Origin of the sequence: Mesorhizobium sp. ES1-6 (assembly GCF_020164775.1) — a bacterium.
Taxonomy (GTDB): Bacteria; Pseudomonadota; Alphaproteobacteria; order Rhizobiales; family Rhizobiaceae; genus Mesorhizobium.
The window spans coordinates 347,807-372,659 of sequence record NZ_JAIUGU010000005.1 but is presented as its reverse complement, the minus strand read 5'-3'; the positions used below and the strand labels follow the sequence as shown (position 1 = coordinate 372,659).

Sequence of the window (24,853 nt, the reverse complement as noted above, 5' to 3'; positions counted from 1 at the left end):
GCTGAGGCGTCTTCCCCATTGGCGTGCGGGGTTTATTGATGACGATTTCCAAGCCGGTTTTCGACCGTTTGGGGCTGGGCCTTTGGATCGGGGCATTCCTGGTCGTTCTCGCCATGGTCCTGTGGTCGCCCCACACCCGCACCGTGATGGCAGCCTACACATATGGCAGCGACGCATTCCTGAATGGGCGGCCGCTCTACAATCTCCAATCCGAAATGGGATATCTCTACGCGCCCGCCTTCGCCGCGCTTTACGTTCCGGTGGCGAAGCTCGGACCTTATCTCGGCGGGCTGATTTGGCACGTGATGGGCTTTGCCGTGCTCACCTTCGCGGCGATGCGGCAGGTACGCAAGCTTGGCGGCGGCGAATCGACTTGGTTGCTTTCTTACGGTCTCTTCCTTGCCTTGCCGATGGCGCTGGGCGCGATCCGCAACGGCCAGGCGACGATCCTCCTGACCGGTGCCTGCTGGCTTCTCACTCTGTCGGCGCTCGAAGGGCGTCGCGCCGAGACCTTCTTCTGGGCTTCGGTCGCCATCATTGCCAAACCGACCGCCATCATCATGCTTTTGTTGGTGGGGGCTCTGCGCCCGCGGCTGATAGCCGTGCTGGTGCTATCGGTGCTGTTCGTGCTTGCCGTGCCCTATGCGTTCGCACCAGCTTCCTACCTCAACGCGCAATATGGCGATTTCGCCCGCATGCTGACTTCGATGGGCCTCGACAAATCAAGCCACTTTGTCCCCACCGACTTCACGGCGCCCTTCACCTCGGCGGGACTGCCCATGCCTGAATTCGCCGCGACGACCGTGCGTGTCGTCGTGGCACTGCTTACGCTATCGACCGTCCTCTGGTTCGACCGCAAGCTCCAGCCTGGAATGGCCGGACTGGCGATCTTCCTGACGGCAGCCTTCTACATGTGCGTGTTCAATCCGCGCGTCGAGCCCAACACCTATGCCATGATCGCCGTGCCCGCCGGCCTCGCTATTGCCACACTGTGGCGGGACGAGCGTGGCGGCGTCCTGGCCTCGGTGCTGGCGACGGTATTGTTCCTCACGGGTTTGACCGGCGTCGAGCGTCACATGCATGATTTCTTCTACCCTTGGTTCCGGCCGCTCGCGGTCACCTTCATCGCCTGTTCGCTGATCTGGTGGTTCTGGGCCAAGGCGCGCGAAAAGGCGGTGAATGTCGGACCCGTCGCCCATGGCTGAGTTGCGTCAGAAACTCGATATCGTCGCGCCGTTCTTCAACGAGGCGCAATCGGCGTCTGCCTTCGCCGCACTGCTCGACAGGCTCGAGGAAGCTGTATCGAGCCGTTTCGGCATGGCGGTCCACAAGATCCTGGTCGATGACGGCAGCCGCGACGACGGGGCCGAGCGATTTTCCCGCGCCCTGTCGGGATCTTGGGAGATCGTTCGCCTCAGCCGCAATTTCGGCAAGGAGGTCGCGGTGCTCGCTGGACTCGACCAGTCGCGCGGCGACATGGTGCTGATCATGGATTCCGATCTGCAGCATTCCATGGACATCAGCCTGAAGATGATCGCCGAACTGGTCGACGACCCCGAGATCGACGTCGTCTACGCGCAGAACGACCGGCGCGAGGCGAGTTGGCGGCGCAGCCAGCTAGCGAAGCTGTTCTATAGCCTGATCAACAGCAGCCAACGTTTCGACATTCCGGAGAACGCGGGTGACTTTCGCGTCATGCGCGGTACCGTTGCGCGCGCTTTGACGAGTTTGCGTGACAAGCGGCGCTTCAACAAGGGCCTGTTCGCCTGGGCCGGTTTCCGTCAGAAAGCCATACCCTATTCGCCGGAAAACCGCGCCATCGGCAAGTCGAAATGGAGCCGGCTCAACCTGATCGCCTTTTCGCTGGAAGGCTTTACGTCGTTTTCCGTCATCCCGCTGCGCATTATCAGCTTGAGCGGGATGCTGGCGGCGCTGGCGGGCATTGTTTACGGCGCCAAAGTGTTCTTCGAGGTGATGTTCTATGGCATTGCCGTGCCTGGCTATCCCAGCCTGATGGTCGCCGTTGTGCTGCTCGGCGGCCTCAATCTCACCTTGCTCGGCTTGATCGGCGAATATGTCTGGGTCACGCTGTCGGAGAGCAAGGACCGCCCTGTCTATCTGGTGCGCGATGTGGTGCGCAGCAACGTTTCGGACGGCGCCCCAGGCGCGTCCCGCGGATGACGCGGCGCATTCGCCTGATCGCCGACGATTACGGGCTGGCGCCAGGGGTTTGCGCCGGAATTCTCGATCTGCTCGACCGTGGACGCCTGACCGGCACCAGTTGCATGACCGGCTTTCCGGAATGGCCTGATGCGGCGGCGCGCATAAAGCCGCTATGCGGCCGCGCCGCGATCGGGCTGCATCTGACGCTGACCGACCAGCCGGCCATCACAGGCAAATCGAGCCTGGCGCCAAAGGGCCACTTGCCGCCGCTTCGTTCCCTGGCCTTGCCGGTCTTGCGCGGCCGGATCGACGCGCGCGACGTCCATGCCGAACTCGACGCGCAGTTCAGCCGTTTCGTCGAGGCGCTGGGCCGCGAGCCCGACTTCATCGACGGTCATCAGCACGTGCATTTCCTGCCCGTCGTGCGCGGATGGCTGCGTTCGCGTTTTCCCGAGGCCGCCGACAGGCCGATGCTGCGCGGCGCCCCGGCGCTGGGCGATGCCGCCGTCGCAGCGAAAATCGCGGCAATCGCCGCTGTCGCCGCCGGTTTCAACCAATCGATGCAGCACGCCGGCTTTGCGGTCTGGAAGCCACTCGCCGGCATCTATGACTGGCGGCAACCCGACAAATTCCGCCCGGTGCTGGAGGCCGCGGTCGACGCGCTGCCGGAGCATGGACTGTTCATGTGCCACCCCGGCCATGTCGACGAAACGCTGCGCGCGCGCGATCCGATGCAGGGCGTGCGCGAAGTGGAATTCGATGTGCTGGCCTCCGATGCGTTCGGCGCGCGCCTGGCCCGCGCCGGTGTCGAGATCATGGACGGCATGGGATGAGCAGCAGTGACCAACCCCGGCGTTCGACCGGCAGCAAGATCGTCCGTTTCGCGCTTGTCGGACTGGCGAATGCAGCCATCGACTTTGCCAGCTTTTTCCTGCTGCTCAAGCTGCACCTCCCGCCGCTGCCCGCCAATGTCATCTCGTGGTCGATCGCCGTCGTCTTCTCTTTCGTGGTCAATGGCTTCTGGTCGTTCGAGCGCAATCAGGCCATCCGGCTGCATGATGCGTTCCTGCGGTTCGTCTCGCTCGGGGCGCTGATTTCGCTCGGTGTCTCCAGCCTGTCGATCGCGCTCTTTTCCGGCATCGCCGGCGTGTGGCCGGCAAAGATCGGTGGGGTCATCGTCGCGGCGGTGCTGAACTTCCTCGCCGCGCGCTGGTCGATCGAGGGCCGGCTGGTGAAGTAGCTATCACTAGAGAGGTTCAGCGTTTGGTGGAATCGCGGAGCCGCTCTAACACTTTGTTTTCATGCAATTCCGGGCGGAAAACCGTCATACACTTTTCCTGGAATTTGCTCTATTCCGCCGGCTCGATATTGGTGTAGGCGGCTTCCTCGAGTTCGCGCTTCAGCCGCGCCTCCTCATGGGTCTTGGGCGTGACGAAGCGGCCCAGCAGGAGATAGGCGACCGGCGTCAGGAACAGCGTCGAGATGGTGGCCAGGCCAAGCCCGCCGACGATCACCCAGCCCAGCGCCACGCGCGCCTCGGCGCCCGCACCGGCGGCCAGCACAAGCGGCACACCGCCAAGGATGGTGCAGATCATCGTCATCATCACCGGCCGCAGGCGGATCGTGGAGGCCTGCTCGATCGCTTCGCGCACGCCGAGGCCGCGATCGCGCAGCTGGTTTGCGAATTCGACGATCAGGATGCCGTTCTTGGCCATGACGCCGACCAGGAGCACCAGGCCGATCTGGCTGTAGGCGTTGAGGCTGGTGCCGGACAAGAGCAGCGCGAAGATCGCGCAGGCAAGCCCGAGCGGCACCGTGGCCATGATGATGACGGCGCTGACGAAGCTCTCGAACTGGGCGGCCAGCACCAAAAGTATGATGACCAGCGCGAAGCCGAAGATGGTGACCATGGCGCTGTTTGTTTCGCCCAAGGTCGCGGCTTCGGCCAGCGGCAGGATACGGCTGCCCGGCGGCAGCAGCGGCGTGGCAATTTGCTCGGCGCGCGCCAGCGCATCGCCGAGCGCGAAATTGCCTGACAGATTGGAGGTGATGGCTACCGACGGCTGCTGCTGCTCGCGCGACAGCGACGGCGGCACGGCACGTTCGGTCAGCGTGGCGATGGTCGACATCGGCACGAAACGGCCGTCAGCCGTCTTCAGGAAGACATTTTCCAGATCGGTCGGGTCGTTGATCGGATTGGTGGTCGAGACAAGCTTCACCCCGTAGCTGCGGTCGGCGATGTAGACATCGACGACGTCGTTGCCGTCGAGCATGGCTTGCATGGTGTTGGCGAGACCCGTGATGTCGATGCCGAGATCGGAAGCGCGCTCACGGTCGATGGCCACGGCCAGCTGCGGCTGCGTCGGGTCGATCGACAGGCGCGGCGTCTGGAAGCGCTGATCCTTCTGCATCTCGGCGATGATCTTGACGGCCGCGTCGCCGAGCGCCTTGCGATCGTTGCCGACCAGCGCGAATTGCAGGCCGTTGCCGGCGCCGCGGATGCCGAGGCTGTTGGGCTGGACCGGGAAGATGCGCACGCTGGGCACCTGCCTCGTCAGCTGGCTGATCTCGGCCATGATCTCCTGCTGGCTGCGGCTGCGCTCGTCCCACGGCGCAAGCGTCATCACCATGAAGCCCGAATTGTAGGAGCCGTTCTGGCCGGCGTTCTCGAAGGTCGAGCGGATCTCGCCGGAATCGCGCATCGGCTGGATCAACCGCTCGATCTTCTGCATCTGCTGCGTCGTGTAGTCGAGGCTGACGCCTTGCGGGGCGTTGATGCGCAACAGCACGGCCGCACGATCCTCGGTTGGAGTCAGCTCCTGGCGGATCGTGCCGAACAGGCTGAAGGCGATGCCGGCAAACAGCGCCGCGACAAGAACCACGATCCAAGGCGCGTCGAGACATGCATGGAGCGCGCGCTTGTAGCCGGCATTGAGGACGCCGCCGATGCGCGCACCGATGCCATGGCCGCCTTCGTGCTGAAGCGATGCGCCGGTCAGCATGCGCGAGGCAAGCATCGGGCAAAGCGTCAGCGCCACCACGCAGGACAGAAGCACCGACATGGCCAGCACGAAGCCGAATTCGCGGAACAGGCCGCCGGTCTGGCCAGGCAGGAACGAGATCGGCACGAAGACGGCGACCAGCGTCAGCGTCGTGGCGACGACGGCGAAGAACACTTCCTGCGCGCCGAGCACGGCGGCCGCGCGCGGCCCCATGCCCTCGTTGCGCCGTCGCACAATGTTTTCCAACACCACGATGGCGTCGTCCACGACAAGTCCGGTGGCCAGCACCAAGGCGAGCAGCGTCAGGATGTTGACCGAGAAACCGGCCAGATAGATGGCGGCTATGGTGCCGATCATGGCGACCGGCATCGACAGGCCCGGGATCAGCGTGGCACGCCAGTCGAGCAGGAAGACATAGATCACGATCAGCACCATGGTGACCGACAGGCCGAGCGCGATCTCGACCTCGTGCACCGCGCCCTTGACGAAGACCGCGTCGTCGCTGGTGATCTTGATCGACATGCCCTCGGGCAGGTTCTGCTGCAGCTTGGCGACGGCAGCCTGCACGCCGGTCGAAATGTCCAGCGTGTTCGATTCCGCCTGGCGGATGATGCCGAGCCCGATGCCGGTCTTGCCGTCCGAACGCAGCGCGGTCTGGCCGACATCGGGGCCAAGCGTGACGGTGGCGACATCGCGGATGCGCGTCGTGCCGCCGATGATGATGTTTTCGAATTCGGCGGGCGTGGTCACGTCAGCCGTCGTGCGCACGATCAGGTCCTGGTTGGTCGTGGTGATCGAGCCGGCCGGGGAATCGAAGGCAACCGAGGCAAGTGCTGCCCGAAGATCCGCGACCGTGAAGCCGAGGCTGGCGAGCTTGTTCTGGTCGACATCGATGCGGAAGATCTTGTCGCGGTCGCCATAGACCTGGACGTCGGCGACGCCGGGTACGGCGGCCAGTTCATCCTCGATCTGGTCCTGAACCACCACCGTCATGTCCTGGATCGACATGCTGTCCGATGTCACCGCCAGGCGCATCACCGCGTCGGAATTGGCGTCGGCCTTGACGATGCGCGGCGGATCCGCGGTATCCGGCATCTGGTTGGCGACACGGCCAACCGCGTCGCGCACGTCCGAGGCCGCGACGTTGAGATCGACGCCGTCGTTGAACTCGATGGTGACGCGGCTCGAGCCGAAAGAGGAGGAGGACGAGATCGACTTGACGCCGGAGACGCGGGCGACGGCGCCCTCGATCGTGTCGGTCAATTCGCGGTCGACGGTTTCGGCGGCCGCGCCATTGAAAGTGGTGGACACGGTGACGACGGCGCGATCGACGTCGGGCAGTTCGCGGATCTCGACACCGTAGAAGGCGGCGAGGCCGGCAACGGCGATAAGGGTGTTCAGCACGAAAGCCATGACCGGCCTGCGGATGAACAGGGCGGTGAAGCCGGTATCGCTGGCGGCGTTGACGGTGCCGGTCATGAGCCTTCCACGGCGTTCGCGGCAGGAGGCTTCTGGCCGGCGATGCGGACCTCGCCGCCCTCGCTGACGCTCTGGGTGCCTTCGGTGACCACCATGTCGCCGCTGTCGATCTCTGCGTCGATCAGCACCGTCTCGGTGTTGCGCTGGATAATGCGCACCGGCACGCGCCTGGTCTTGCCGTCCTCGACCTGCCAGACATAGGCGCCGTCCGATCCCCACAGGATCGCCAGCGGGCTGACGGCCGGATAGGTCTCACCGGGGAATTTCATGGTGATGCCGAAGGACATGCCGGCGCGCAGGGAATCGGCGGGGTTGGCGATCTTGGCCTTGACCAGAAGCGTGCGGCTCTTTTCGTCGATGTGGTTGTCGATGGCCCAAACCGTCCCGGTATAGGCATTGCTCGGATTGGCGATCGGCGTCGCCGTCAATTGCGCCCCGACCTTGATGGCGGCGGCAAAACGTTCGGGCACCTGGAAATCGACCAGGATGGAGGAGCGGTCATCGAGGGTGGCGATCGCCGATTGGTTGGTTACATAGTTGCCGGCCGAGATCGGCAGGATGCCGACCGTACCAGCGATGGGGGCCAGGATCGAGCGGCGCTGCAGCGCGAGCTCGGCGTCCTGAAGCGCCAGCCTGGCGCCCGCCAACACCACTTCGGCGTCAGCGACCGCGACCGGGGTCGCGGCGTTGGAGGCGCGCAGCGACTTGACGCGGTCGAGCTTGGCCTGGGCGTCCTGCAAGGCGAGCTTGGCGCGGTCCTGGGCGATGATCTCCGTCTCGGAATCGAGCGTGGCGATAATTTGTCCCTTGTCGACATGGCTGCCGGAGTCGACCAGCAGTTCGGCGAGGCGGCCGGAACTGTAGGGATTGACGGTCACCGAGGCGTTGGCGCGGCCGGTGCCGATGGCCTGCAGGCGGTCGTTGATAACAGCCGAAACGGCAGGCAAGGCGACGACGTTGACCGGGCGGGCGCCATTGCGATTGCCAGCCTGTTTCGCGTCGGTCGCACCGCTCCCGGCCGGGGGCGTCGCCGCGTAGGTCCAATCCATCCCCCAGCGCGCCAGCACCTCGGGCGCCCCGGGATAAAAGCGCGCCCATGCGGCCGCGGCGGCGACCACGATCACAAGCGCAACGGCAATTTGCTTCCAGGTCCGCATCGATACTCCGGTTCAGGAATCGTCAGCCATTCCCAAAGGAGCGGCACAGCGACGATGCGGGCGGCAAGATCCGGCCACGCCACACCGAATATCAGCGGTTTATGGCAATTATCACGCAATCGTGCACATTAAATCTCGGTAACGTGAAGCCGGACATCCGGTTGAGGCGGACGCGATTGGCTGGGATCGGCCTATCGCAGGCCCTCCATCTCGCGGATGCGCCGTGCGCCGTCGGCCTCGAGCTGCAGGGTGACGGCCCCGATCAGCGTTTCGGCGACGACGAACAGTGCCGCCGAGGAATCCCATGCGGAAGGCACAGCGGTGCGCCCGGCGATGACATGGCGGGCAAAGCGGGCGATGGGCGACAACCACTGATCGGTGAACAGCACGATCTGGACGCCACGCTGATGCGCCTTCTCGGCGAAGCGGACGAGGCTGTCCTGGTAGCGCCTGATGTCGAAGATCACCAGCACGTCCCGCTTGCCCATGTCGATCAGCCTGTCGCGCCACATGCTTTCCTGTCCCGCGAGATGAAACACGTCGGGCTGGATGACGGCGAGATGGGCGGCCATGTAGCGCGCCAACGGGTCGGTAAAACGACCGCCGATCAGGAAGGTCTTGCCGCGCCGCTCGGCAAGCCGCGCGGCGATGTCGGCGAGCTGCTTGTCGGAGAGATGGCGGAAGGTCTCGCGCATATTGTCGAGCGTGGCTTCCAGCATCGGCGAGGCGCTGCCGCCGGCGGGCGAGGGGGGATTGAGTGTGCGGATCGCCGGTGACTGCAATTGCGCCGCCAATTCGTCCTGCAGGCTCGACTGGAACTCGGAATAATTCTGGAATCCGAGCCGGGCAACGAAGCGCAGGATCGTCGGCGAGGAGACGCCGGCCGCGGCCGAGAATTCGGCGACCGTCTTCAAGCCGATCAACGGATAGCTGGCGATCAGCGTTTGGGCCGCCCGCCGCTCACCAGCGGGCATCGCGCCGATGCGGTCGGCGATCAATTCGGCAATGCTGGATATCATCGTTCCCCACCTTTGGCTCGCCGACGGTCTTTTCCCCAGATCGCATTTGACAAAGCCGGACAAACTGTATGAAATCATCCGTAGGGACGCAATGAGGCAAAATACGTAACATACGATACAGCGCTCCCCGGGGACGGCAGACTATGGAGAAAGCACGGCCCGCCAGCCTTGCATCGCCTGATACCGTGAGGGTGACCAACCCCGGCGGATCAAGCCCTTTCGTCCTGACCTGCGACCACGCTTCCAATTTCCTGCCGGCCGAATTCGGCACGCTCGGCCTCGCCGCAGAGGACCTGTCGCGTCACATCGCCTGGGATCCCGGCGCGCTGCCGGTTGCGCTGCGCATGGCGCGGGCGCTCGACGCGACGCTGGTCGAGACCCGCGTTTCGCGGTTGGTCATCGACTGCAACCGGCCGCTCGACGCGCCGGACCTGGTGCCGCCGGTCAGCGAAACCACAGCCATACCGGGCAATACCGGTCTGTCGGAAAAACAGCGCGCGGCGCGGGTCGCCCTGTCCTGGCAGCCGTTTCATGGCACCATCGAGCGCATTGTCGAAGACCGGCTGGCGCGCGGCCAGGAGACGCGGCTGGTTTCCGTCCATTCCTTCACGCCGGTCTACAAGGGCCACAACCGGCCCTGGCATATCGGCATCATCCATGACGAAGACCGCAGGTTGGCGAAGCCGCTGATTTCGGCGCTGCAACGGCTTGCCGGGGTCACGGTCGGGGTCAACGAACCCTATTCGCCCGCCGACCGCGTCTATTTCACGCTGGAGCGGCACGCGCGTTCGCGCGGCTTGCCCTGCGCGATGATCGAAATCCGCAACGATGAAATCTCCGGCGAAACCGGGCAGCGGAAATGGGCGGATCTGCTCACCGGCATTTTTTCGGATCTGGAACCAGAGGAGGCCACGCGGCCCAGATCGCATTCAGTCAGAAAGTCAGTCCAATCGGCCAGCTGAGAATCAAAACAGGGGACTTCCAATGGCAGCACCGGGTTATACAGACGTCGACAAGGCGGAGGACGTAAAGGCCCTCCACAGCATGGGCTACGCCCAGGAACTGGAGCGGCGTCTCAGCCGCTTTTCGAACTTCGCGGTTTCCTTCTCCATCATCTGCATCCTGTCGGGTGGCATCAATTCACTGGCTCAGGCAACGTCGGGTGCCGGCGGCATTGGCATCGGCATCGGTTGGCTGGTCGGCTGTTTCATCTCGCTGACCTTCGCGGTCGCCATGTCGCAGATCAGCTCGGCCTATCCGACCGCCGGCGGCCTCTATCACTGGGGCTCGATCCTCGGCAATCGCGGCACCGGCTGGGTGACCGCCTGGCTCAACCTGCTCGGCCTGATCACCGTGCTCGGCGCCATCAATGTCGGCACCTGGACGTTCTTCGTCGGCGCCTTCGGACCGGCGCTCGGCATCGAGGGCACGCTGACCAACCAGATGATCTTCCTGGTCGTCATCACCGGCGCCCAAGCCCTGATCAACCATTTGGGCATCAAGCTGACGGCGAAGCTCACCGATTTTTCGGGCTATCTGATCTTCTTCGGTGCGATCCTGATCGCGGTGGTCTGCCTGATCTCGGCGGAACATTGGGATTTCAGCCGGCTGTTTACGTTCCACAATTACTCCGGCGATGCCGGCGGCGGGGTCTGGCCGCAGGTTTCGAACGCCTGGGTATTCGCGCTCGGGCTCTTGCTGCCGATCTACACGATCACCGGCTACGACGCTTCGGCGCACACCTCCGAGGAAACCATCAAGGCGGCTTCCTCGGTGCCGCGCGCCATGGTCATGTCGGTGATCTGGTCGGCACTGTTCGGCTATTTGTTCCTGGCTGCTTTCGTGCTGATGATCCCCAACATGGACGACGCCGCCAAGCAGGGCTGGAACGTGTTCTTCTGGGCCTTCGACCAGCGCGTCAGCCCCGGCCTCAAGGAGTTCGTCTATCTCGTCGTGTTCATCGCGCAGCTGCTGTGCGGTCTCGCCACGGTGACCTCGGCTTCGCGCATGATCTTCGCCTTCTCGCGTGACGGCGGCCTGCCGGGCTCCTCGGCGCTCGCCAAGGTCAGTCCGACCTACCGCACGCCGGTGGCGGCGATCTGGACGGCGTCGATCCTGTCGGTGCTGTTCGTCTGGGGCTCGACGCTGGTTTCGGTTGCCGGCACCTCGGCCTATACCATCGTGGTGTCCTGCACCGTCATCTTCCTGTTCCTCTCCTTCATCGTGCCGATCGTGCTCGGCATGCTGGCCTGGGGCACGCCGAAGTGGGACAAGATGGGGCCATGGAATCTGGGGCGCGGCGTGTTCATGCTGTTCGGCTTCCTGTCGATCGTGTCGATGATCCTCATCTTCATCATCGGCATCCAGCCGCCGAACGACTGGGCGCTTTACATCACCGTCGGCTTCTTCATCCTGACGGCGATCGTCTGGTTCGCCTTCGAACGCAACCGCTTCCAGGGGCCGCCGCTGGGCGACATCATCGCCGCGCGTCAGGCGGCGATCAAGGCAGCAGAGCAGGCGGTCGGCGAAACCGGCCACTGACGTCAAGCATCACCAATTATGGCCGGCATCGTGCCGGCCATGGTTGGGGTTTTCCCTTTCAACGACCAAGCACTGGAGTGCCACAGGAATGGCCGGAAATTTCTCGTTCGATCAGTTGAAGAAAGCGGTCTCCAATGGCGAGATCGACACGGTGCTGGCCTGTATCGTCGACATGCAGGGCCGGCTGGCGGGAAAGCGGTTCCTGGCGCAATATTTCGTCGATTCCGCGCATGACGAGACGCATGGCTGCAACTACCTGCTGGCTGCCGACATCGATATGGAGCCGGTGCCGGGCTACAAGGCGGCAAGCTGGTCGAAAGGCTATGGCGACTTCGTCATGAAGCCGGACCTCGCCACCCTGCGGCGCATCCCCTGGCTGGAAAAGACGGCGCTGGTGATCTGCGACGTGCTCGACCACCACACGCATGACGACCTGCCGCACTCGCCGCGCGCCATGCTGAAGAAGCAGGTCAAGCGGCTGCAGGAGCGTGGCTATATCGGCTATTTCGCTTCCGAGCTCGAATTCTATTTGTTCAACGAGACCTACGATTCCGCCCGAAAGAAGCACTGGCAAGGTCTCGACACCGCGTCGCCCTATATCGGCGATTATCAGATCGGCATCACCACCAAGGAAGAAGGCGTCATGCGCCGGCTTCGCAACGAGATGGAAGCGGCCGGCATCCCGATCGAGAATTCCAAGGGCGAGTGGGGCCCGGGCCAGGAAGAGATCAATGTGCGCTATGCCGAAGCGCTCGACATGGCCGACCGCCACGTCATCCTGAAGAACGGCGCCAAGGAAATCGCCGAGTCCGAAGGCAAGGCGATCTCCTTCATGTCCAAATACAATTATGGGCTCGCCGGCAATTCCAGCCACATCCACAATTCGCTGTGGAGCGCCGACGGCAAGACGCCGCTCTTCTTCGACAAAAAGGCTGAATGGACCTTGTCGACGCTCGGCCAGCAATGGGCCGCCGGGCAGTTGAAATACGCCAAGGAGTTCACCTGGTTCCTGGCGCCCTACATCAATTCCTACAAGCGCTTCCAGGCCGGCACCTTCGCGCCGACCAAGATCATGTGGAGCGAGGACAACCGCACCGCCGGCTTCCGCCTGTGCGGCGAAGGCACAAAGGGCATCCGCATGGAATGCCGCATCGGCGGCGCCGACTTGAACCCCTATCTTGCTTTCGCCGCACTGATCGCGGCTGGCCTCGCCGGCATCGACGAGAAGCTGGAGTTGCAGAAGCCCTTCGTCGGCGATGCCTACCAGGCATCGCGCCTGCCCGAGATCCCGAAGACCCTGCGCGATGCCACCGAAACGCTGGCCAGGTCGAAGATGCTGAAGCAGGCGCTCGGCGAGGACGTGCTCGAACATTATGTCCACACGGCGAAGTGGGAGCAGTTCGAATACGACCGCCGCATTACGGATTGGGAACTGCACAGGGGATTCGAGCGGTATTAAAGCTTAATGCAGCTTTAATGTTGACAATTTGGTTAAAGTGGCCCACGTGAAGGCTGCAAACTGCAATTGTTGAGGAGTTCGCAATGTCCAAATATGCGCCGCTGAAGGAATTTCTGGTCGCCCAGAATGCCGACCGTATTCCTATGTCATTCGATGAGATCGAGAGTGTGCTTAGTCTGCCGTTGCCTGCATCCAAGCAATACCCTGCGTGGTGGAGCAACAATCCGAACAACAACCCCATGACCAGGGAGTGGCTCGAGGCTGGGTTCGAAACCGAATCCGTCAACGTAGGCACTGGCAAGCTTGTCTTTCGCCGCGTTCGCAAGATGCCGACTGGTGACGGCGCACCCGCGGTGCGTACACACCGTCACCCTGGATTTGGTTTCATGAAGGGCTTGATAGCAATCGAGGCGGGGTTTGATGTCACCAAACCGTTCGATGACGAGCCTTGGGATCGGGGCTATCTGGGCGGTGAAACTCAGCATGACAAACACGTGATGCGCAAATGAGTGAAGAGCCGGGCCTGCTTCTGGACACGTGCGCGGTGATATTCATCGCCAACGACAGCAAAATCGATCCTCAGGCAAGTCAGCAGATTTCGGACGCGGCCTATGATGGCCGCCTCTACCTCTCGCCGATGTCTGCATGGGAGATCGGCATCGGTGTGGCCAAGGGCCGGCTTAACTTGCCCATAGCGCCGCTCGATTTCGTAGAGCGATTCATAGAGCGCATGTCGGCAAAACTCTGCGCGATTTCGCCGGCCATTCTGATTGCGTCTTCCAACTTGCCAGGTTCGCCTCATGGCGATCCCATGGATCGAATACTGATTGCCACTGCAAGGGCTTTGGACATGGTTCTTGTGACGCGAGACGAGCCCATCCTTCGCTACAGCCGCAATGGTCATCTGCGTGCATTAGCCTGCTAAATGGAGCATCTTTTGGAAACCGTAAAACTCAAATCCCCCATCGACGGCTCGATCTATGCCGAACGTCCGATCGCGACGGACCAGGCGATCAATGCCGCGGTCGAACGGGCCAAGGCGGCGCAAGAGAAATGGGCGCGGACGCCGATCGTCGAACGCGGCAAATACATGCTGGCGATGCTGGAAGCGCTGGTCGCGATGACAGATGAGATCGTGCCCGAGATCGCCTGGCAGATGGGACGGCCGGTGCGCTACGGCGGCGAGTTCGGCGGCGTCAAGGAACGCACCAACTATATGGTCGAGATTGCCGAGCAGGCGCTGAAGTCCGTGCCGGCCTCCAACCCCAAGGACGGCTTCCGCCGCTATGTGAAGAAGGATCCGCTCGGCGTGGTCATGGTGATCGCGCCGTGGAACTATCCCTATCTCACCGCCGTCAACACCATCGTGCCCGCGCTGATGGCCGGCAACACCGTCATCCTGAAACATGCCGCGCAGACGCTGCTGGTCGGCGAGCGCTTCGCCCAGGCCTTCGACAAGGCCGGCCTGCCCAAGGGCGTGTTCCAGAACGTCGTTCTCAACCACGCCCAGACCGAAAAACTGCTGGGTTCCGGCAAGATCGACCATGTCAATTTCACCGGCTCTGTCGCTGGCGGCCGCGCCATCGAGAAGGCGGCGGCGGGCACCTTCATGACGCTCGGCCTCGAGCTGGGCGGCAAGGATCCGGCCTATGTGCTGCCCGACGCCAAGATGGATCACGCGGTCGCCAATCTGGTCGACGGAGCGTTCTTCAATTCCGGCCAGTGCTGCTGCGGCATCGAACGCGTCTATGTGCACGAGAAGGTCTATGACGAGTTCGTCGAGGGCTTCATCGCCGAGACCAGGAACTATGTCGTCGGCAATCCGCTCGAGCAGGCGACGACGATGGGGCCGATGGCGCAGGCGCGCTTCGCCGACCTGATCCGCGAACAGAAGGCCGAAGCGCTGCGCAAGGGTGCCAAGGCGCATATCAACATGAGGGTCGAAAACGACAAAGCAGGCTCGCCCTATCTGGCGCCCGAGGTGCTGACCGAAGTCGACCACCAGATGAGCGTCATGCGCGAGGAAAGCTTCGGCCCGATCGTCGGCATCATGAAGGTGCGCAACGACGAGGAGGCGATCGCGCTGATGAATGACAGCCCCTATGGGCTGACGGCCTCGATCTGGACGCGCGACACCGAGCACGCGGTGGCGATCGGCGATCGCGTCGAGACCGGAACGGTGTTCATGAACCGTTGCGACTATCTCGATCCGGCGCTGGTGTGGACCGGCGTTAAGGACACCGGCAAGGGCGTAGCACTCTCGGCGCTGGGCTACGACAATCTGACCCGGCCGAAATCCTTCCACCTGCGCGAAACCATCTGATTTTTCGAAAGACAAAAAATGTCAAAGCTGATCTCCAAATGGAACTATCCCACCACTGTCCGCTTCGGCGCCGGGCGCATCAAGGAATTGCCCGAGGTGCTGGCTGCCACCGGCATCAAGCGGCCGCTGTTCGTCACCGATCCGGGCCTGGCGAAACTGCCGGTCGTGGCCTCGACGCTGAAAATCCTCGACGATGCCAAGGTTCCCTATGGGGTGTTTTCCGAGGTGAGGCCGAACCCCGTCGAGTCGAACCTCACCGCCGGTATCGCCGTGTTCAAGAAGGGCAAGCATGACGGCGTCATCGCTTTCGGCGGCGGTTCCGCGCTCGATCTCGGCAAGCTGATCGCCTTCCAGGCCGGGCAGGTCAGGCCGGTGTGGGATTTCGAGGATGTCGGCGACTGGTGGACGCGCGCCAATTCCGACGCCATCGCCCCAATCATCGCGGTGCCGACCACGGCCGGCACCGGGTCGGAAGTCGGCCGCGCCGGGGTCATCACCAACGAGGAAACCCACACCAAGAAGGTCATCTTCCATCCCAAGCTTCTGCCGGCCATCGTCATCGCCGATCCCGAACTGTCGGTCGGCATGCCGGGCTTCATCACCGCCGGCACCGGCATGGACGCGCTGGCGCACTGCCTGGAAGCCTATTGCGCGCCTGGCTACCATCCGATGGCTGATGGCATTGCCGTGGAAGGTGTGCGGCTGGTGTTCGAGAATCTGCCGAAGGCCTTTGCCAACGGCAAGGACCTTGTCGCTCGCGCCCATATGATGAGCGCGGCGGCCATGGGCGCCACGGCCTTCCAGAAGGGGTTGGGCGCCATTCACTCGCTGTCGCACCCGATCGGCGCGCTCTATGACACCCATCACGGCATGACAAACGCCGTGTTCATGCCCTATGTGCTCGCCTTCAACCGCGACTCCATCGAGGAGCGCATTGGCCGGCTCGCCGCCTATTGCGGCATCAAGGGCGGCTTCGACGGCTTCGCCAAGGCTGTTATCAAGCTGCGCAAGGAACTGAAGGTGCCGCACGCGCTGCCGGGCCTGATCAAGGGGCTCGACATGGACAAGAAGCGCAAGGCGCTGATTGCCGACATGGCGGTGGTCGATCCGACGGCTGGCGGCAACCCGGTCAAGCTGACCAAGAAGGCGGCACTGACACTGCTCGAAAACGCTATCGCCGGGACGGTCTGAGGCCGCTCCCGGGACGCGAAACTTGATCGGAAAACGAGGGGAAAGGAAAGGGGAAGGGGCGAAAGACGGGCGGATTAATGATTAGCCGGAAAATTAAGTGATGGCTAATTGCTACAGCCGGTTAAAAAGAGTTAACTTTTCGCGCTGCTGGCGGCTGGTTTCACAAAGCTTTCATCTGGCTGTCACACGAAAACGATACCGCATCGCAGGCGTCCAACGGCGCCAGTTCAACGGAGAGAACACATGTTCAAATTCACGGGGAAGGTGCTTTCCCTTTCGGCCGCGACCCTGATGGTGTCGTCGGTGATTTCGTCCGCTGCTTCGCTGGACGATCTCGTCAAGGCCGCGAAGGCTGAAGGCCAGCTCACGACCATAGCTTTGCCGCATGACTGGTGCGGTTATGGCGACGTCATCGCCGGTTTCAAGGCGAAGTATCCGGAAATCACCATCAACGAACTCAACCCCGACGCCGGTTCCGGCGACGAAGTCGAGGCGATCAAGGCCAACAAGGACAACAAGGGCCCGCAGGCTCCCGACGTCATCGACGTCGGCCTCTCCTTCGGCCCGACCGCCAAGGCCGATGGCCTGCTGATGCCTTACAAGGTGTCGACCTGGGACTCGATCCCGGACAGCGCCAAGGATGCCGACGGCGCCTGGTACGGCGACTATTACGGCGTGCTGTCGTTCATGGTGAACAAGGACCTGATCAAGGAATCGCCGAAGGACTGGGCCGATCTCCTGAAGCCGGAATTCGCCAACGCGGTCGCCGTTGCCGGTGATCCGCGCGCTTCGAACCAGGCCATCCAGGCGGTGTATGCCGCTGGCCTGTCGTCGGGCGCCGCCGCTGGTGAAGCCGCAGGCACCGCCGGCCTCGACTTCTTCAAGAAGCTCAACGCCGCCGGCAATTTCGTCCCGGTCGTCGGCAAGCCGGCAACGCTTGCCCAGGGCCAGACCCCGATCCTGATCAACTGGGATTACAACGCGCTTGCTGGCCGCGATACGCTGAAGGGCAATCCGCCTGTCGACGTCATCGTGCCGAAGACCGGCGTCGTCGCCGGTGTCTACGTGCAGGCCATCAGCGCCTTCGCGCCGCATCCGAACGCAGCCAAGCTCTGGATGGAATATCTCTATTCCGACGAAGGCCAGATCGGCTGGCTGAAGGGCTATTGCCACCCCATCCGCTTCAACGACCTCGCCAAGAACGGCAAGATCCCGGCGGACGTGCTGGCCAAGCTGCCGCCGGCGGAATCCTATGCCTCGGCCGCCTTCCCAACGCTCGAAGAGCAGGGCAAGGCCAAGGAAGTCATCAGCAAGAACTGGGACGCCGTTGTCGGCGCCAACGTCAAGTAAGGTTTGAAATCCACCGGGCGGCCGAGAGGCCGCCCGGCTTCCCCTCGAAGACGGTAGCCGGCGCATGACCGATCTTACGCTTTCAAATCAGGCACTTGCCACCAGGCCCGCGCCGCCGAACGAGGCGACCGCTTTCCGTCTGCCGACGCAGTGGATTGGGGTTGCGCCCTTCTTCATCTTCGCCCTGATGTTCCTGATCCTGCCGACGATTTATCTCGTCGTGGGCGCATTCCAGCGTAGTGACGGCTCGTTCACCCTGGACAATATCCTGCAGCTGGTCAGCGATCCGTCGATCAGCAGCTCCTATTGGGTCTCGATCAAGATCAGTTTCTGGTCGGCCATCATCGGCGCCTTTGCCGGGCTTGCCATAGCCATCGCGATCGTTCGTGGCGGGCTGCCGAACTGGACACGTTCCGCGACCCTGACTTTTTCGGGCGTCGCCTCGAATTTCGCCGGCTTGCCGCTGGCTTTCGCGTTCCTGGCCACCCTTGGCCGCGTCGGCATCGTCACAACGCTTTTGCGCGACGTTCTCAATATCAACATCTACGCGATGGGCTTCAATTTCCTAACCACTTCGGGGCTGATCGCGGTCTATCTGTTCTTCCAGATTCCGCTGATGGTGGTCATCATCGTGCCGGCCATCGATGGCTTGAAAAAGGAATGGGGCGAGGCGGCCGCCACGCTTGGGGCCACTCAATGGCAGTATTGGCGCATGGTGGTCATCCCAGTGATATGGCCGAGCTTTCTCGGCACCGTCATCCTTCTGTTCGCCAATGCCTTCGGCGCCATCGCCACTGCCTATGCGTTTGCCGGCCCGGCGCTCAACATCGTCCCCATCAAACTCTACTCGCAGATCAATGGCGACGTGCTGCACAACCCGCAACTCGGCTATGCCATCGCCTTCGGCATGATCGTCATCACGGGCCTGGCCAACGTCTTCTACATCTGGTTCCGGACCCGGTCCGAAAGGTGGCTCAAATGAAGTCGGGCAAATTCTGGGCCTGGGTCGTCTTCATTGTCGGCGCGGCCTATTTCTTCATTCCGCTGATGGCGACGGTCGAATTCTCGCTGCGCATGCGGCGCGGCGTGCATTCCTTCGATGCCTACCAGATCGTGCTGGGCGACGCGCGCTTCCAGTCGACCTTCCTGTATTCCGTGGTCGCGGCCATCTTCACGATCATCCTCGGCGTGCTGATCGTCGTGCCGGCCGCCTACTGGATCCGGCTGCGTCTGCCGCAGCTCAGGCCGATCGTCGAATTCATCACGCTGTTGCCGCTGGTCATTCCGGCCATCGTCATCGTTTTCGGCTATATCAGGATGTACGGTTCGAATTCACCGCTGCCGTTCCTAGGCAGCAATATGGGTGCCAACGCCCTGCTGGTCATCGGTTATGCGACACTGGCTCTGCCCTATATGTATCGTGCCGTCGATACCGGCCTGCGCACCATCGATGTGCGCACGCTGACGGAAGCGGCGCAGATCCTGGGCGCCGGCTGGGGCACGATCATCGGCCGGGTGATCCTGCCCAATGTGCTGATCGCCGTGCTGTCGGGCGCGTTCCTGACCTTTGCCATCGTCATCGGCGAGTTCACCATGGCCAGCCTGCTCAACCGGCCGGCCTTCGGCCCGTATTTGCAGAATATCGGCGCCAACCGCGCCTATGAGCCGGCAGCCCTTGCCATCATCGCCTTCGCCATTACCTGGGGCTGCATGTCGCTGATCCAGATCCTGTCCCGCTTCGCGCCGAAATCGGCGAACCGCCCGAATTGATCGAAAAGCATTGACCTGAGAGAAAAGCCATGGCCGAGCCATTCCTGTCGATCCAGCATGTGCGAAAGTCCTACGGTTCCAACACCGTGGTGCAGGATTTCAGCCTCGACGTCGGGCCGGGCGAGTTCGTCTCGTTCCTCGGACCGTCCGGTTGCGGCAAGACGACTGTGTTGCGCATGGTCGCCGGCTTCGAGGAGCCCTCGGCCGGCAAGATCGTCGTCGCCGGCAAGGACATCACGCGGTTGAAGCCCAACCAGCGCAATGTCGGCATGGTTTTCCAGGCCTATGCGCTGTTCCCGAACCTCACCGTGGCGCAGAACATCGCTTTCGGACTGAAGGTTGCCGGCATGCCGAAGGCCGACGCCGACAAGCGCGTCGCCGAGATGCTCGACATGATCAAGCTGCCGCAGATGGCGGATCGCTATCCCTACCAGCTCTCCGGCGGCCAGCAGCAGCGTATTGCCTTGGCGCGAGCGATCGCACCGAAGCCAAAACTCCTGCTGCTCGACGAGCCGCTGTCGGCTCTCGACGCCAAGGTTCGCGTGTCGCTGCGCGAGGAAATCCGCTCGATCCAGAAGAAGCTCGGCATCACCACCATCTTCGTCACCCATGACCAGGAAGAGGCGCTGTCGATCTCCGACCGCATCGCCGTCATGTATGGCGGCAAGGCCGAGCAGGTCGCCACGCCGTTCGAGATCTACAACCGGCCGGCGACTAAGTTCGTCGCCAATTTCGTCGGCACGCTGAACGTGCTCGAAGGCAAGGTCACCGATGCCGCATCCGGCACAGTGCAGGTCAACACGCAGCAAGTCTCGCTCAAGGGCAAGCTCAACGGCTCGAAGTCCGGCGATACGCTGTCGCTGGCGCTGCGGCCGGAGGCGATTTCGCTTGGCAGCCAGCCCGGCCATGATTCCCGGCTGACCGGCGAGATTTCCGAAGTGCACTTCCTCGGTTCCGTGATCCGGGTCCGCGTCGGCATCGGCAACAACACGGTCTCGCTCGACACCTTCAACAACTCCGCCACCCCGCCGCCCGCCGTCGGCGAGAAGGCCGAGATTTCGTTCTCATCGAGCGACATGCTGGTGCTGCACTGACGGCCAATCGGGTCGATAGCTCTCGTAAAGCCGAGATATCGATTTAGTCTGCTGGGCAACGACCCCAAAGGAAAGGCATTCCGGAGCCGAAGTCGATCTCGAGTAAGGTATTCGGGGTCATCATTATCAATGCGCTTGTGCCGCTGGCATTCCTGAGGATTTGCGTGCTGATTGGCTCCGAGTTCCCTATGACGGCCATTTGTTGTTCGATATTCCATTGGTAGTTATAAGACATTCCCGTCTTGAAGGTGTATTCTTTGTGGATCGCCTGCTTGGCTCTTGGAAAATTGGCCTTACTTACAATTTCGAAGGAATAATACGTCAGTTTCTTGAAATAAGATCCATAGCTTGAGCAATATTTATTCATGCTATCTTCGTCGATTAGGTCGGAATACCCAAGGTCTATCCATTTACCTTCTATGATTGACAGCAATCTCTCATTCGTCTGCTTCGCCCAGAGACCCATTCCTGGGTCTGGTCGCTGAGTTCCCAGAAGCCTGATCTTTGCCGTAAGCAATTCGTCATACAGCGCGGAAGCCGTTGCCAAAGATGAGGTCAGTATCAATGCACACAGTGTCGCGAATAATCTCATCATTGAAGCTCTTCAACCAGCTAAAATATCGATATGTCACCTTGGTAATTGGCAATAAACGACCACTGCTTTGAAAGGTCAAGGCTGATTGTCTGGTCAAGCGGTATCGAGCAAGGGTCGCATCGGCTCGGCTTGGCATCCTGACCTGTCCGTCGCTTTCAATCTGTGCGGTGGACGCGATTTCAGGCGTATTGCCGGGGGGCTTGAGTTCGATGGCCACTCGACCGCATCCTGCATGCATGTTTGCGCCGGCAATCCCGCCCCACGGATGTAGCAGCCCATGGCTCTTTTTGAACTGACCCTCGTCCTGCTTTTGACCGCCGTCGCGCTGACGGCGTTGTCGCGACGGCTGGAGATTCCCTATCCGTCCCTGCTGGCCCTCGCCGGCGTCGCGATTGCCTTCGTGCCGGGCGCGCCAGTGATCGAGATCGATCCGGAACTGGCGCTTGCCCTGTTCATCGCGCCAGTGCTTCTCGACGCCGCCTATGACACCTCGCTGCGCGACCTGAAGCGCTACCGGCTGTCGCTGGTGCTGCTGGCGCTTGGCGCCGTGGTCTTCACCACGCTCGTGGTTGCCTTCGTCGGCTGGAAGATGGCCGGACTGCCGATCGCGGCGGCGATCGCGCTTGGCGCCATCGTGGCGCCGCCGGACGCGGTGGCGGCATCGGCCGTGCTCGGGCAATTCAAGGTGCCGCACCGCATCACCGCCATCCTGCAGGGCGAGAGCCTGCTCAACGATGCCACGGCGCTGCTGATCTACCGGCTGGCGGTTTCGGCAGCGCTCGGCTCGATCATGCTGAGCAACGCCATTCCGACGATATTGCTGTCAACCGTAGGGAGCCTTGTCGCGGGTTACGTGTTTGGCCGCGTCTCGCTGCTGACCCTCACCCGGATCGACGATGCCGCCAGCAGCACCGTGGTGCAGTTCGCCGGGACATTCGGCGTGTGGATCCTGGCCGACAGGCTCGGTCTTTCAGCCATCATCACCATTGTCGTCTATGCCATCACCATTGCGCGCAGGGCGCCGCGCCGCATGTCGGCAAGGAGGCGCGTCAGCACCTATTCGGTGTGGGAGTCGGCCGTCTTCGTGCTCAACGTCCTGGCTTTCGTGCTGATGGGCCTGCAGGCGCGATCGATCGTCGGCAGGCTTTCCGGCGACGGGCAGGGTGACGCCTTTCTCTTTGCCGCGACGGTGCTGGTCGTCGTCATCGTCGCGCGTCTCGTCTGGGTGGCCAGTTACGTTGCAATCATCCGATGGTTCGCCCGCTTCGGCGGCGAAGACAGAAAGCGAGAAGCACCGACATTTCGCGGAGGCGTGCTCGTCGGCTGGTGCGGCATGCGGGGGCTGGTGACGCTGGTGGTGGCGATTGCCCTGCCGGCCGACTTCCCGGGCCGCGATCCAATCGTGCTTGCCGCCTTCGCGGTGGTGCTCGGCACGCTTGTGCTGCAAGGCATGACCTTGAAGCCCTTGCTTCATATACTCGCCTTCGAACGCGACACGACGATAGACCGTGAGGTGGCCCAGGCGCGCGTTGCCATCATGCAGGCCGCCCTTGATGTGTTGAGCCGCAAGACGTCGTCAGCCGCGGCTGTCGTGCGCGAGCAGTACGAAGCGCAGCGGCTGATCGCTGAGAACCCGGAAGACGCGCAGGCGGCAACCGAATATGACCGGCTGCGGCTATACGCCATCAACCGCCAGCGTGACACGCTCGAGGAATTGCGCAGCAACGGCACGATCGGCGACGAAGCCTATCACCGGCTGGAGGAAGAGATCGATTGGGCGGAACTGGCCGCATCGCCGGCAGGGCGCTTCCAGCCGCTGACCACGGATTAGTTGGCAAGTCCTGCTTTCGATCGCCTTGCTGGCCCAAGCCCCGTCCGTCTTCCTGCACATTGCAAGCAATCGACCGAACCGTTACTGCCAACGCCGAGAAGTGAGCCGGATAAGCAATGAAGCTCGTCAGCTACAACATTCAGTACGGGTTCGGCAGCGACAGACGCTACGATCTTTCGCGCGCCGCGCGCATCATTGCCGGCGCCGACATCATCGCCTTGCAGGAGGTCGAACGGCACTGGCAGCGCAGCAATTTCGACGACCAACCCGAAATCCTGTCTGACCTTCTGCCGGGCTATCACTGGGTCTATGGGCCGGCCTTCGACATGGACGCCAGCGAATGGCGGGACGGCCGCCTGGTCAATCGTCGCCGGCAGTTCGGCACCATGGTGCTGTCGAAGCTGCCGATCGCCTGGTCGCGGCTGCATGCGCTGCCGATGCGCCGCACGCTGCGGCCGCTCAACACCCGCAACGCCGCGCTCGAATGCATGATCCGCACGCCGGCCGGGCCGGTGAGGGTGCTCTCGCTGCATCTCGCGCATATCGCGGCCGAAGAGCGGCTGGAGCAGATTGATTATCTCGTGGCCGAGCACCGCCGGGCGCCATCGGAAGGCGGACCGTGGAGCGGCGCGGACGACGAGCCTTCGCGCAACTGGACGCATGGAGAACCGGAGCCGGAAAACCCGCTGGCGGCGATCTGGCTGGGCGATTTCAACATGGAGCCGGGCAGCGCTGAGTATCGCCGCATTGTCGGCAGCACGCCCTATCATCGGGGTGCTGCGTATCTCGATGGCTTCGTCGATGCCGCCGCCGTGACGGTTGAGCCGGCTGGCGACTTCTACACGCATGAGAAGATCATCGACGGCAGGCTGGCAAAGCGCCGGCTCGACCATTGCTTCGTCGGCGGCATGTTGGCCGGGCGGGTGAAATCGATCGGCGCCGACATCGGCGAGGTGGCGTCCGATCACTTTCCGGTCCGGGTCGACCTCGACCTCGAAACGCCATTCGGCCCGGGAGTTCGATGAAACCCGTATGACGCTTTTCGTCTTCTTCGCCGTGCTTGCCGCGGCCGCGATGCATGCGATCTGGAACGCGCTGGTCAAGGTGCATCTCGACCGCTTCCTGTCGATCACGCTGATGACGTTGGGTATGGGGGTCGCGGGCCTCGTGGTGCTGCCTTTCGTCGAGGTGCCTAAGGCGGAAGTCTGGCCCTACATCATCGCTTCGGTGATCTTCCATATGGGCTACCGTACCTTCCTGATCGGCGCCTATCAGGCTGGCGATTTCGCGCAGACCTATCCGTTGGCGCGCGGCACGGCCCCGCTGCTGGCGGCGATTGGCGGCATGTTCGTCGTCGCCGAGGTGCCGGCGCCGCTCGCCATCGTCGGCATCCTGCTGTTGTCGGCCGGCACGCTGGTGATGTCGTTTCGCGGCGGGGCGCATCTGGAGAAACTGAACCTGCGCGCCGTCGGCTTTGCCTTCGGCACCTCGGTGTTCATCGCCAGCTACACGCTGTCCGACGGCAGCGGCGCGCGGCTGGCGGCAACGGCGCAGAGCTATGCCGCCTGGCTGTTCATCTGCGATGCGCTTGGCGCGTTGGTGCTGTGCCTCATTTTCCGGGGACCCAAGGCGCTGCCAGTGTTGGCGCGCGACTGGAAGACCGGGCTGTTCACCGGCGTGCTCAGCGGTGCCGCCTACTGGATCGTGATGTGGGCGATGACCAAAGCGCCGATCGCCTCGGTGGCGTCGCTGCGCGAGACCTCCATCCTGTTCGCCATGATGATCTCGGTCTACGCGCTCGGCGAGAAGATGACGGGCTGGCGCGGTGCGGCCGCGCTCAGCATTGTCGCCGGCGTTATCGCACTGCGGCTGGGGTGAT

General features: G+C 62.7%; 23 protein-coding genes. 18 read left to right on the top strand and 5 right to left on the bottom strand.

Annotation, left to right across the window (positions count from 1 at the left end):
* The first annotated feature begins 38 nt into the window (after positions 1–38).
* Genes LB564_RS16305 through LB564_RS16290 form a run of 4 tightly spaced genes read left to right on the top strand, consistent with a single transcriptional unit; the run spans position 39 to position 3,403 of the window.
* On the top strand, positions 39–1,205 hold the full coding sequence (locus tag LB564_RS16305; RefSeq protein WP_224539178.1) for a glycosyltransferase 87 family protein: 1,167 nt from the start codon (positions 39–41) through the stop codon (positions 1,203–1,205).
* On the top strand, positions 1,198–2,181 hold the full coding sequence (locus LB564_RS16300; protein WP_224539175.1) for a glycosyltransferase family 2 protein: 984 nt from the start codon (positions 1,198–1,200) through the stop codon (positions 2,179–2,181). The genes LB564_RS16305 and LB564_RS16300 overlap by 8 nt, the downstream gene beginning before the upstream one ends.
* The gene (locus LB564_RS16295; RefSeq protein WP_224539173.1) at positions 2,178–2,996 is read left to right on the top strand and encodes a ChbG/HpnK family deacetylase; all 819 of its coding nucleotides are present in this window, start codon (positions 2,178–2,180) and stop codon (positions 2,994–2,996) included. Before LB564_RS16300 ends, LB564_RS16295 begins: the two co-directional genes overlap by 4 nt.
* Positions 2,993–3,403, top strand: a complete 411-nt coding sequence (locus LB564_RS16290) for a GtrA family protein (RefSeq protein WP_224539171.1) — start codon at positions 2,993–2,995, stop codon at positions 3,401–3,403. The genes LB564_RS16295 and LB564_RS16290 overlap by 4 nt, the downstream gene beginning before the upstream one ends.
* A 109-nt stretch (positions 3,404–3,512) precedes the next feature.
* On the opposite strand, the gene LB564_RS16285 is transcribed toward LB564_RS16290, so the two are convergent.
* From LB564_RS16285 to LB564_RS16275, 3 genes are all read right to left on the bottom strand, one after another.
* Complete coding sequence (locus tag LB564_RS16285; protein ID WP_224539168.1) at positions 3,513–6,644, bottom strand: efflux RND transporter permease subunit; 3,132 nt, start codon at positions 6,642–6,644, stop codon at positions 3,513–3,515.
* The gene (locus LB564_RS16280; protein WP_224539166.1) at positions 6,641–7,801 is read right to left on the bottom strand and encodes an efflux RND transporter periplasmic adaptor subunit; all 1,161 of its coding nucleotides are present in this window, start codon (positions 7,799–7,801) and stop codon (positions 6,641–6,643) included. Before LB564_RS16280 ends, LB564_RS16285 begins: the two co-directional genes overlap by 4 nt.
* A gap of 191 nt (positions 7,802–7,992) precedes the next feature.
* Positions 7,993–8,820 (bottom strand): MurR/RpiR family transcriptional regulator, encoded by an 828-nt coding sequence (locus tag LB564_RS16275; protein WP_224539164.1) that lies wholly within the window; start codon positions 8,818–8,820, stop codon positions 7,993–7,995.
* A 143-nt stretch (positions 8,821–8,963) separates the two neighbouring features.
* Between LB564_RS16275 and LB564_RS16270 the strand changes: the two genes are divergently transcribed.
* The 11 genes from LB564_RS16270 (at position 8,964) to LB564_RS16220 (ending at position 20,548) form a co-directional block, all read left to right on the top strand.
* The gene (locus LB564_RS16270) at positions 8,964–9,782 is read left to right on the top strand and encodes an N-formylglutamate amidohydrolase (protein WP_224539162.1); all 819 of its coding nucleotides are present in this window, start codon (positions 8,964–8,966) and stop codon (positions 9,780–9,782) included.
* 22 nt (positions 9,783–9,804) lie between these two features.
* Positions 9,805–11,361 (top strand): amino acid permease, encoded by a 1,557-nt coding sequence (locus tag LB564_RS16265; protein ID WP_224539160.1) that lies wholly within the window; start codon positions 9,805–9,807, stop codon positions 11,359–11,361.
* Between the two features lie 88 nt (positions 11,362–11,449).
* Positions 11,450–12,820 carry a glutamine synthetase family protein gene (locus LB564_RS16260; protein WP_224539158.1) on the top strand — a complete coding sequence of 457 codons (1,371 nt, stop codon included), beginning with the start codon at positions 11,450–11,452 and terminating at the stop codon, positions 12,818–12,820.
* 83 nt (positions 12,821–12,903) lie between these two features.
* The gene (locus tag LB564_RS16255; protein WP_224539156.1) at positions 12,904–13,329 is read left to right on the top strand and encodes a hypothetical protein; all 426 of its coding nucleotides are present in this window, start codon (positions 12,904–12,906) and stop codon (positions 13,327–13,329) included.
* Complete coding sequence (locus tag LB564_RS16250; protein ID WP_140704319.1) at positions 13,326–13,745, top strand: type II toxin-antitoxin system VapC family toxin; 420 nt, start codon at positions 13,326–13,328, stop codon at positions 13,743–13,745. Before LB564_RS16255 ends, LB564_RS16250 begins: the two co-directional genes overlap by 4 nt.
* Positions 13,746–15,143 carry an aldehyde dehydrogenase family protein gene (locus tag LB564_RS16245; protein WP_224539154.1) on the top strand — a complete coding sequence of 466 codons (1,398 nt, stop codon included), beginning with the start codon at positions 13,746–13,748 and terminating at the stop codon, positions 15,141–15,143. It begins immediately after the preceding gene.
* Positions 15,144–15,161: 18 nt separating this feature from the next.
* Positions 15,162–16,334 (top strand): iron-containing alcohol dehydrogenase, encoded by a 1,173-nt coding sequence (locus LB564_RS16240; RefSeq protein ID WP_140704321.1) that lies wholly within the window; start codon positions 15,162–15,164, stop codon positions 16,332–16,334.
* A gap of 243 nt (positions 16,335–16,577) precedes the next feature.
* Positions 16,578–17,684: an ABC transporter substrate-binding protein gene (locus tag LB564_RS16235; protein WP_140704323.1), complete on the top strand. Its 1,107-nt coding sequence runs from the start codon at positions 16,578–16,580 to the stop codon at positions 17,682–17,684.
* 64 nt (positions 17,685–17,748) lie between these two features.
* Positions 17,749–18,666, top strand: a complete 918-nt coding sequence (locus tag LB564_RS16230) for an ABC transporter permease (protein WP_411910175.1) — start codon at positions 17,749–17,751, stop codon at positions 18,664–18,666.
* Positions 18,663–19,454, top strand: coding sequence for an ABC transporter permease (locus LB564_RS16225; protein WP_140704326.1), 792 nt, complete (start codon positions 18,663–18,665; stop codon positions 19,452–19,454). Before LB564_RS16230 ends, LB564_RS16225 begins: the two co-directional genes overlap by 4 nt.
* A gap of 29 nt (positions 19,455–19,483) precedes the next feature.
* Complete coding sequence (locus LB564_RS16220; protein ID WP_224539153.1) at positions 19,484–20,548, top strand: ABC transporter ATP-binding protein; 1,065 nt, start codon at positions 19,484–19,486, stop codon at positions 20,546–20,548.
* A gap of 43 nt (positions 20,549–20,591) precedes the next feature.
* Here LB564_RS16220 and LB564_RS16215 read toward each other — a convergent pair whose 3' ends face one another.
* Complete coding sequence (locus LB564_RS16215) at positions 20,592–21,095, bottom strand: hypothetical protein (protein ID WP_224539151.1); 504 nt, start codon at positions 21,093–21,095, stop codon at positions 20,592–20,594.
* On the bottom strand, positions 21,070–21,360 hold the full coding sequence (locus tag LB564_RS16210) for a hypothetical protein (RefSeq protein WP_224539149.1): 291 nt from the start codon (positions 21,358–21,360) through the stop codon (positions 21,070–21,072). The genes LB564_RS16215 and LB564_RS16210 overlap by 26 nt, the downstream gene beginning before the upstream one ends.
* 60 nt (positions 21,361–21,420) lie before the next feature.
* Between LB564_RS16210 and LB564_RS16205 the strand changes: the two genes are divergently transcribed.
* The 3 genes from LB564_RS16205 (at position 21,421) to LB564_RS16195 (ending at position 24,852) form a co-directional block, all read left to right on the top strand.
* The gene (locus LB564_RS16205; protein WP_224539147.1) at positions 21,421–22,974 is read left to right on the top strand and encodes a cation:proton antiporter; all 1,554 of its coding nucleotides are present in this window, start codon (positions 21,421–21,423) and stop codon (positions 22,972–22,974) included.
* A gap of 116 nt (positions 22,975–23,090) precedes the next feature.
* Positions 23,091–23,999 (top strand): endonuclease/exonuclease/phosphatase family protein, encoded by a 909-nt coding sequence (locus LB564_RS16200; protein WP_224539145.1) that lies wholly within the window; start codon positions 23,091–23,093, stop codon positions 23,997–23,999.
* A gap of 7 nt (positions 24,000–24,006) precedes the next feature.
* Entirely contained in the window at positions 24,007–24,852 is an 846-nt protein-coding gene (locus tag LB564_RS16195; RefSeq protein ID WP_140704334.1) for an EamA family transporter, read from the top strand.
* The last annotated feature ends 1 nt before the right edge of the window (position 24,853 follow it).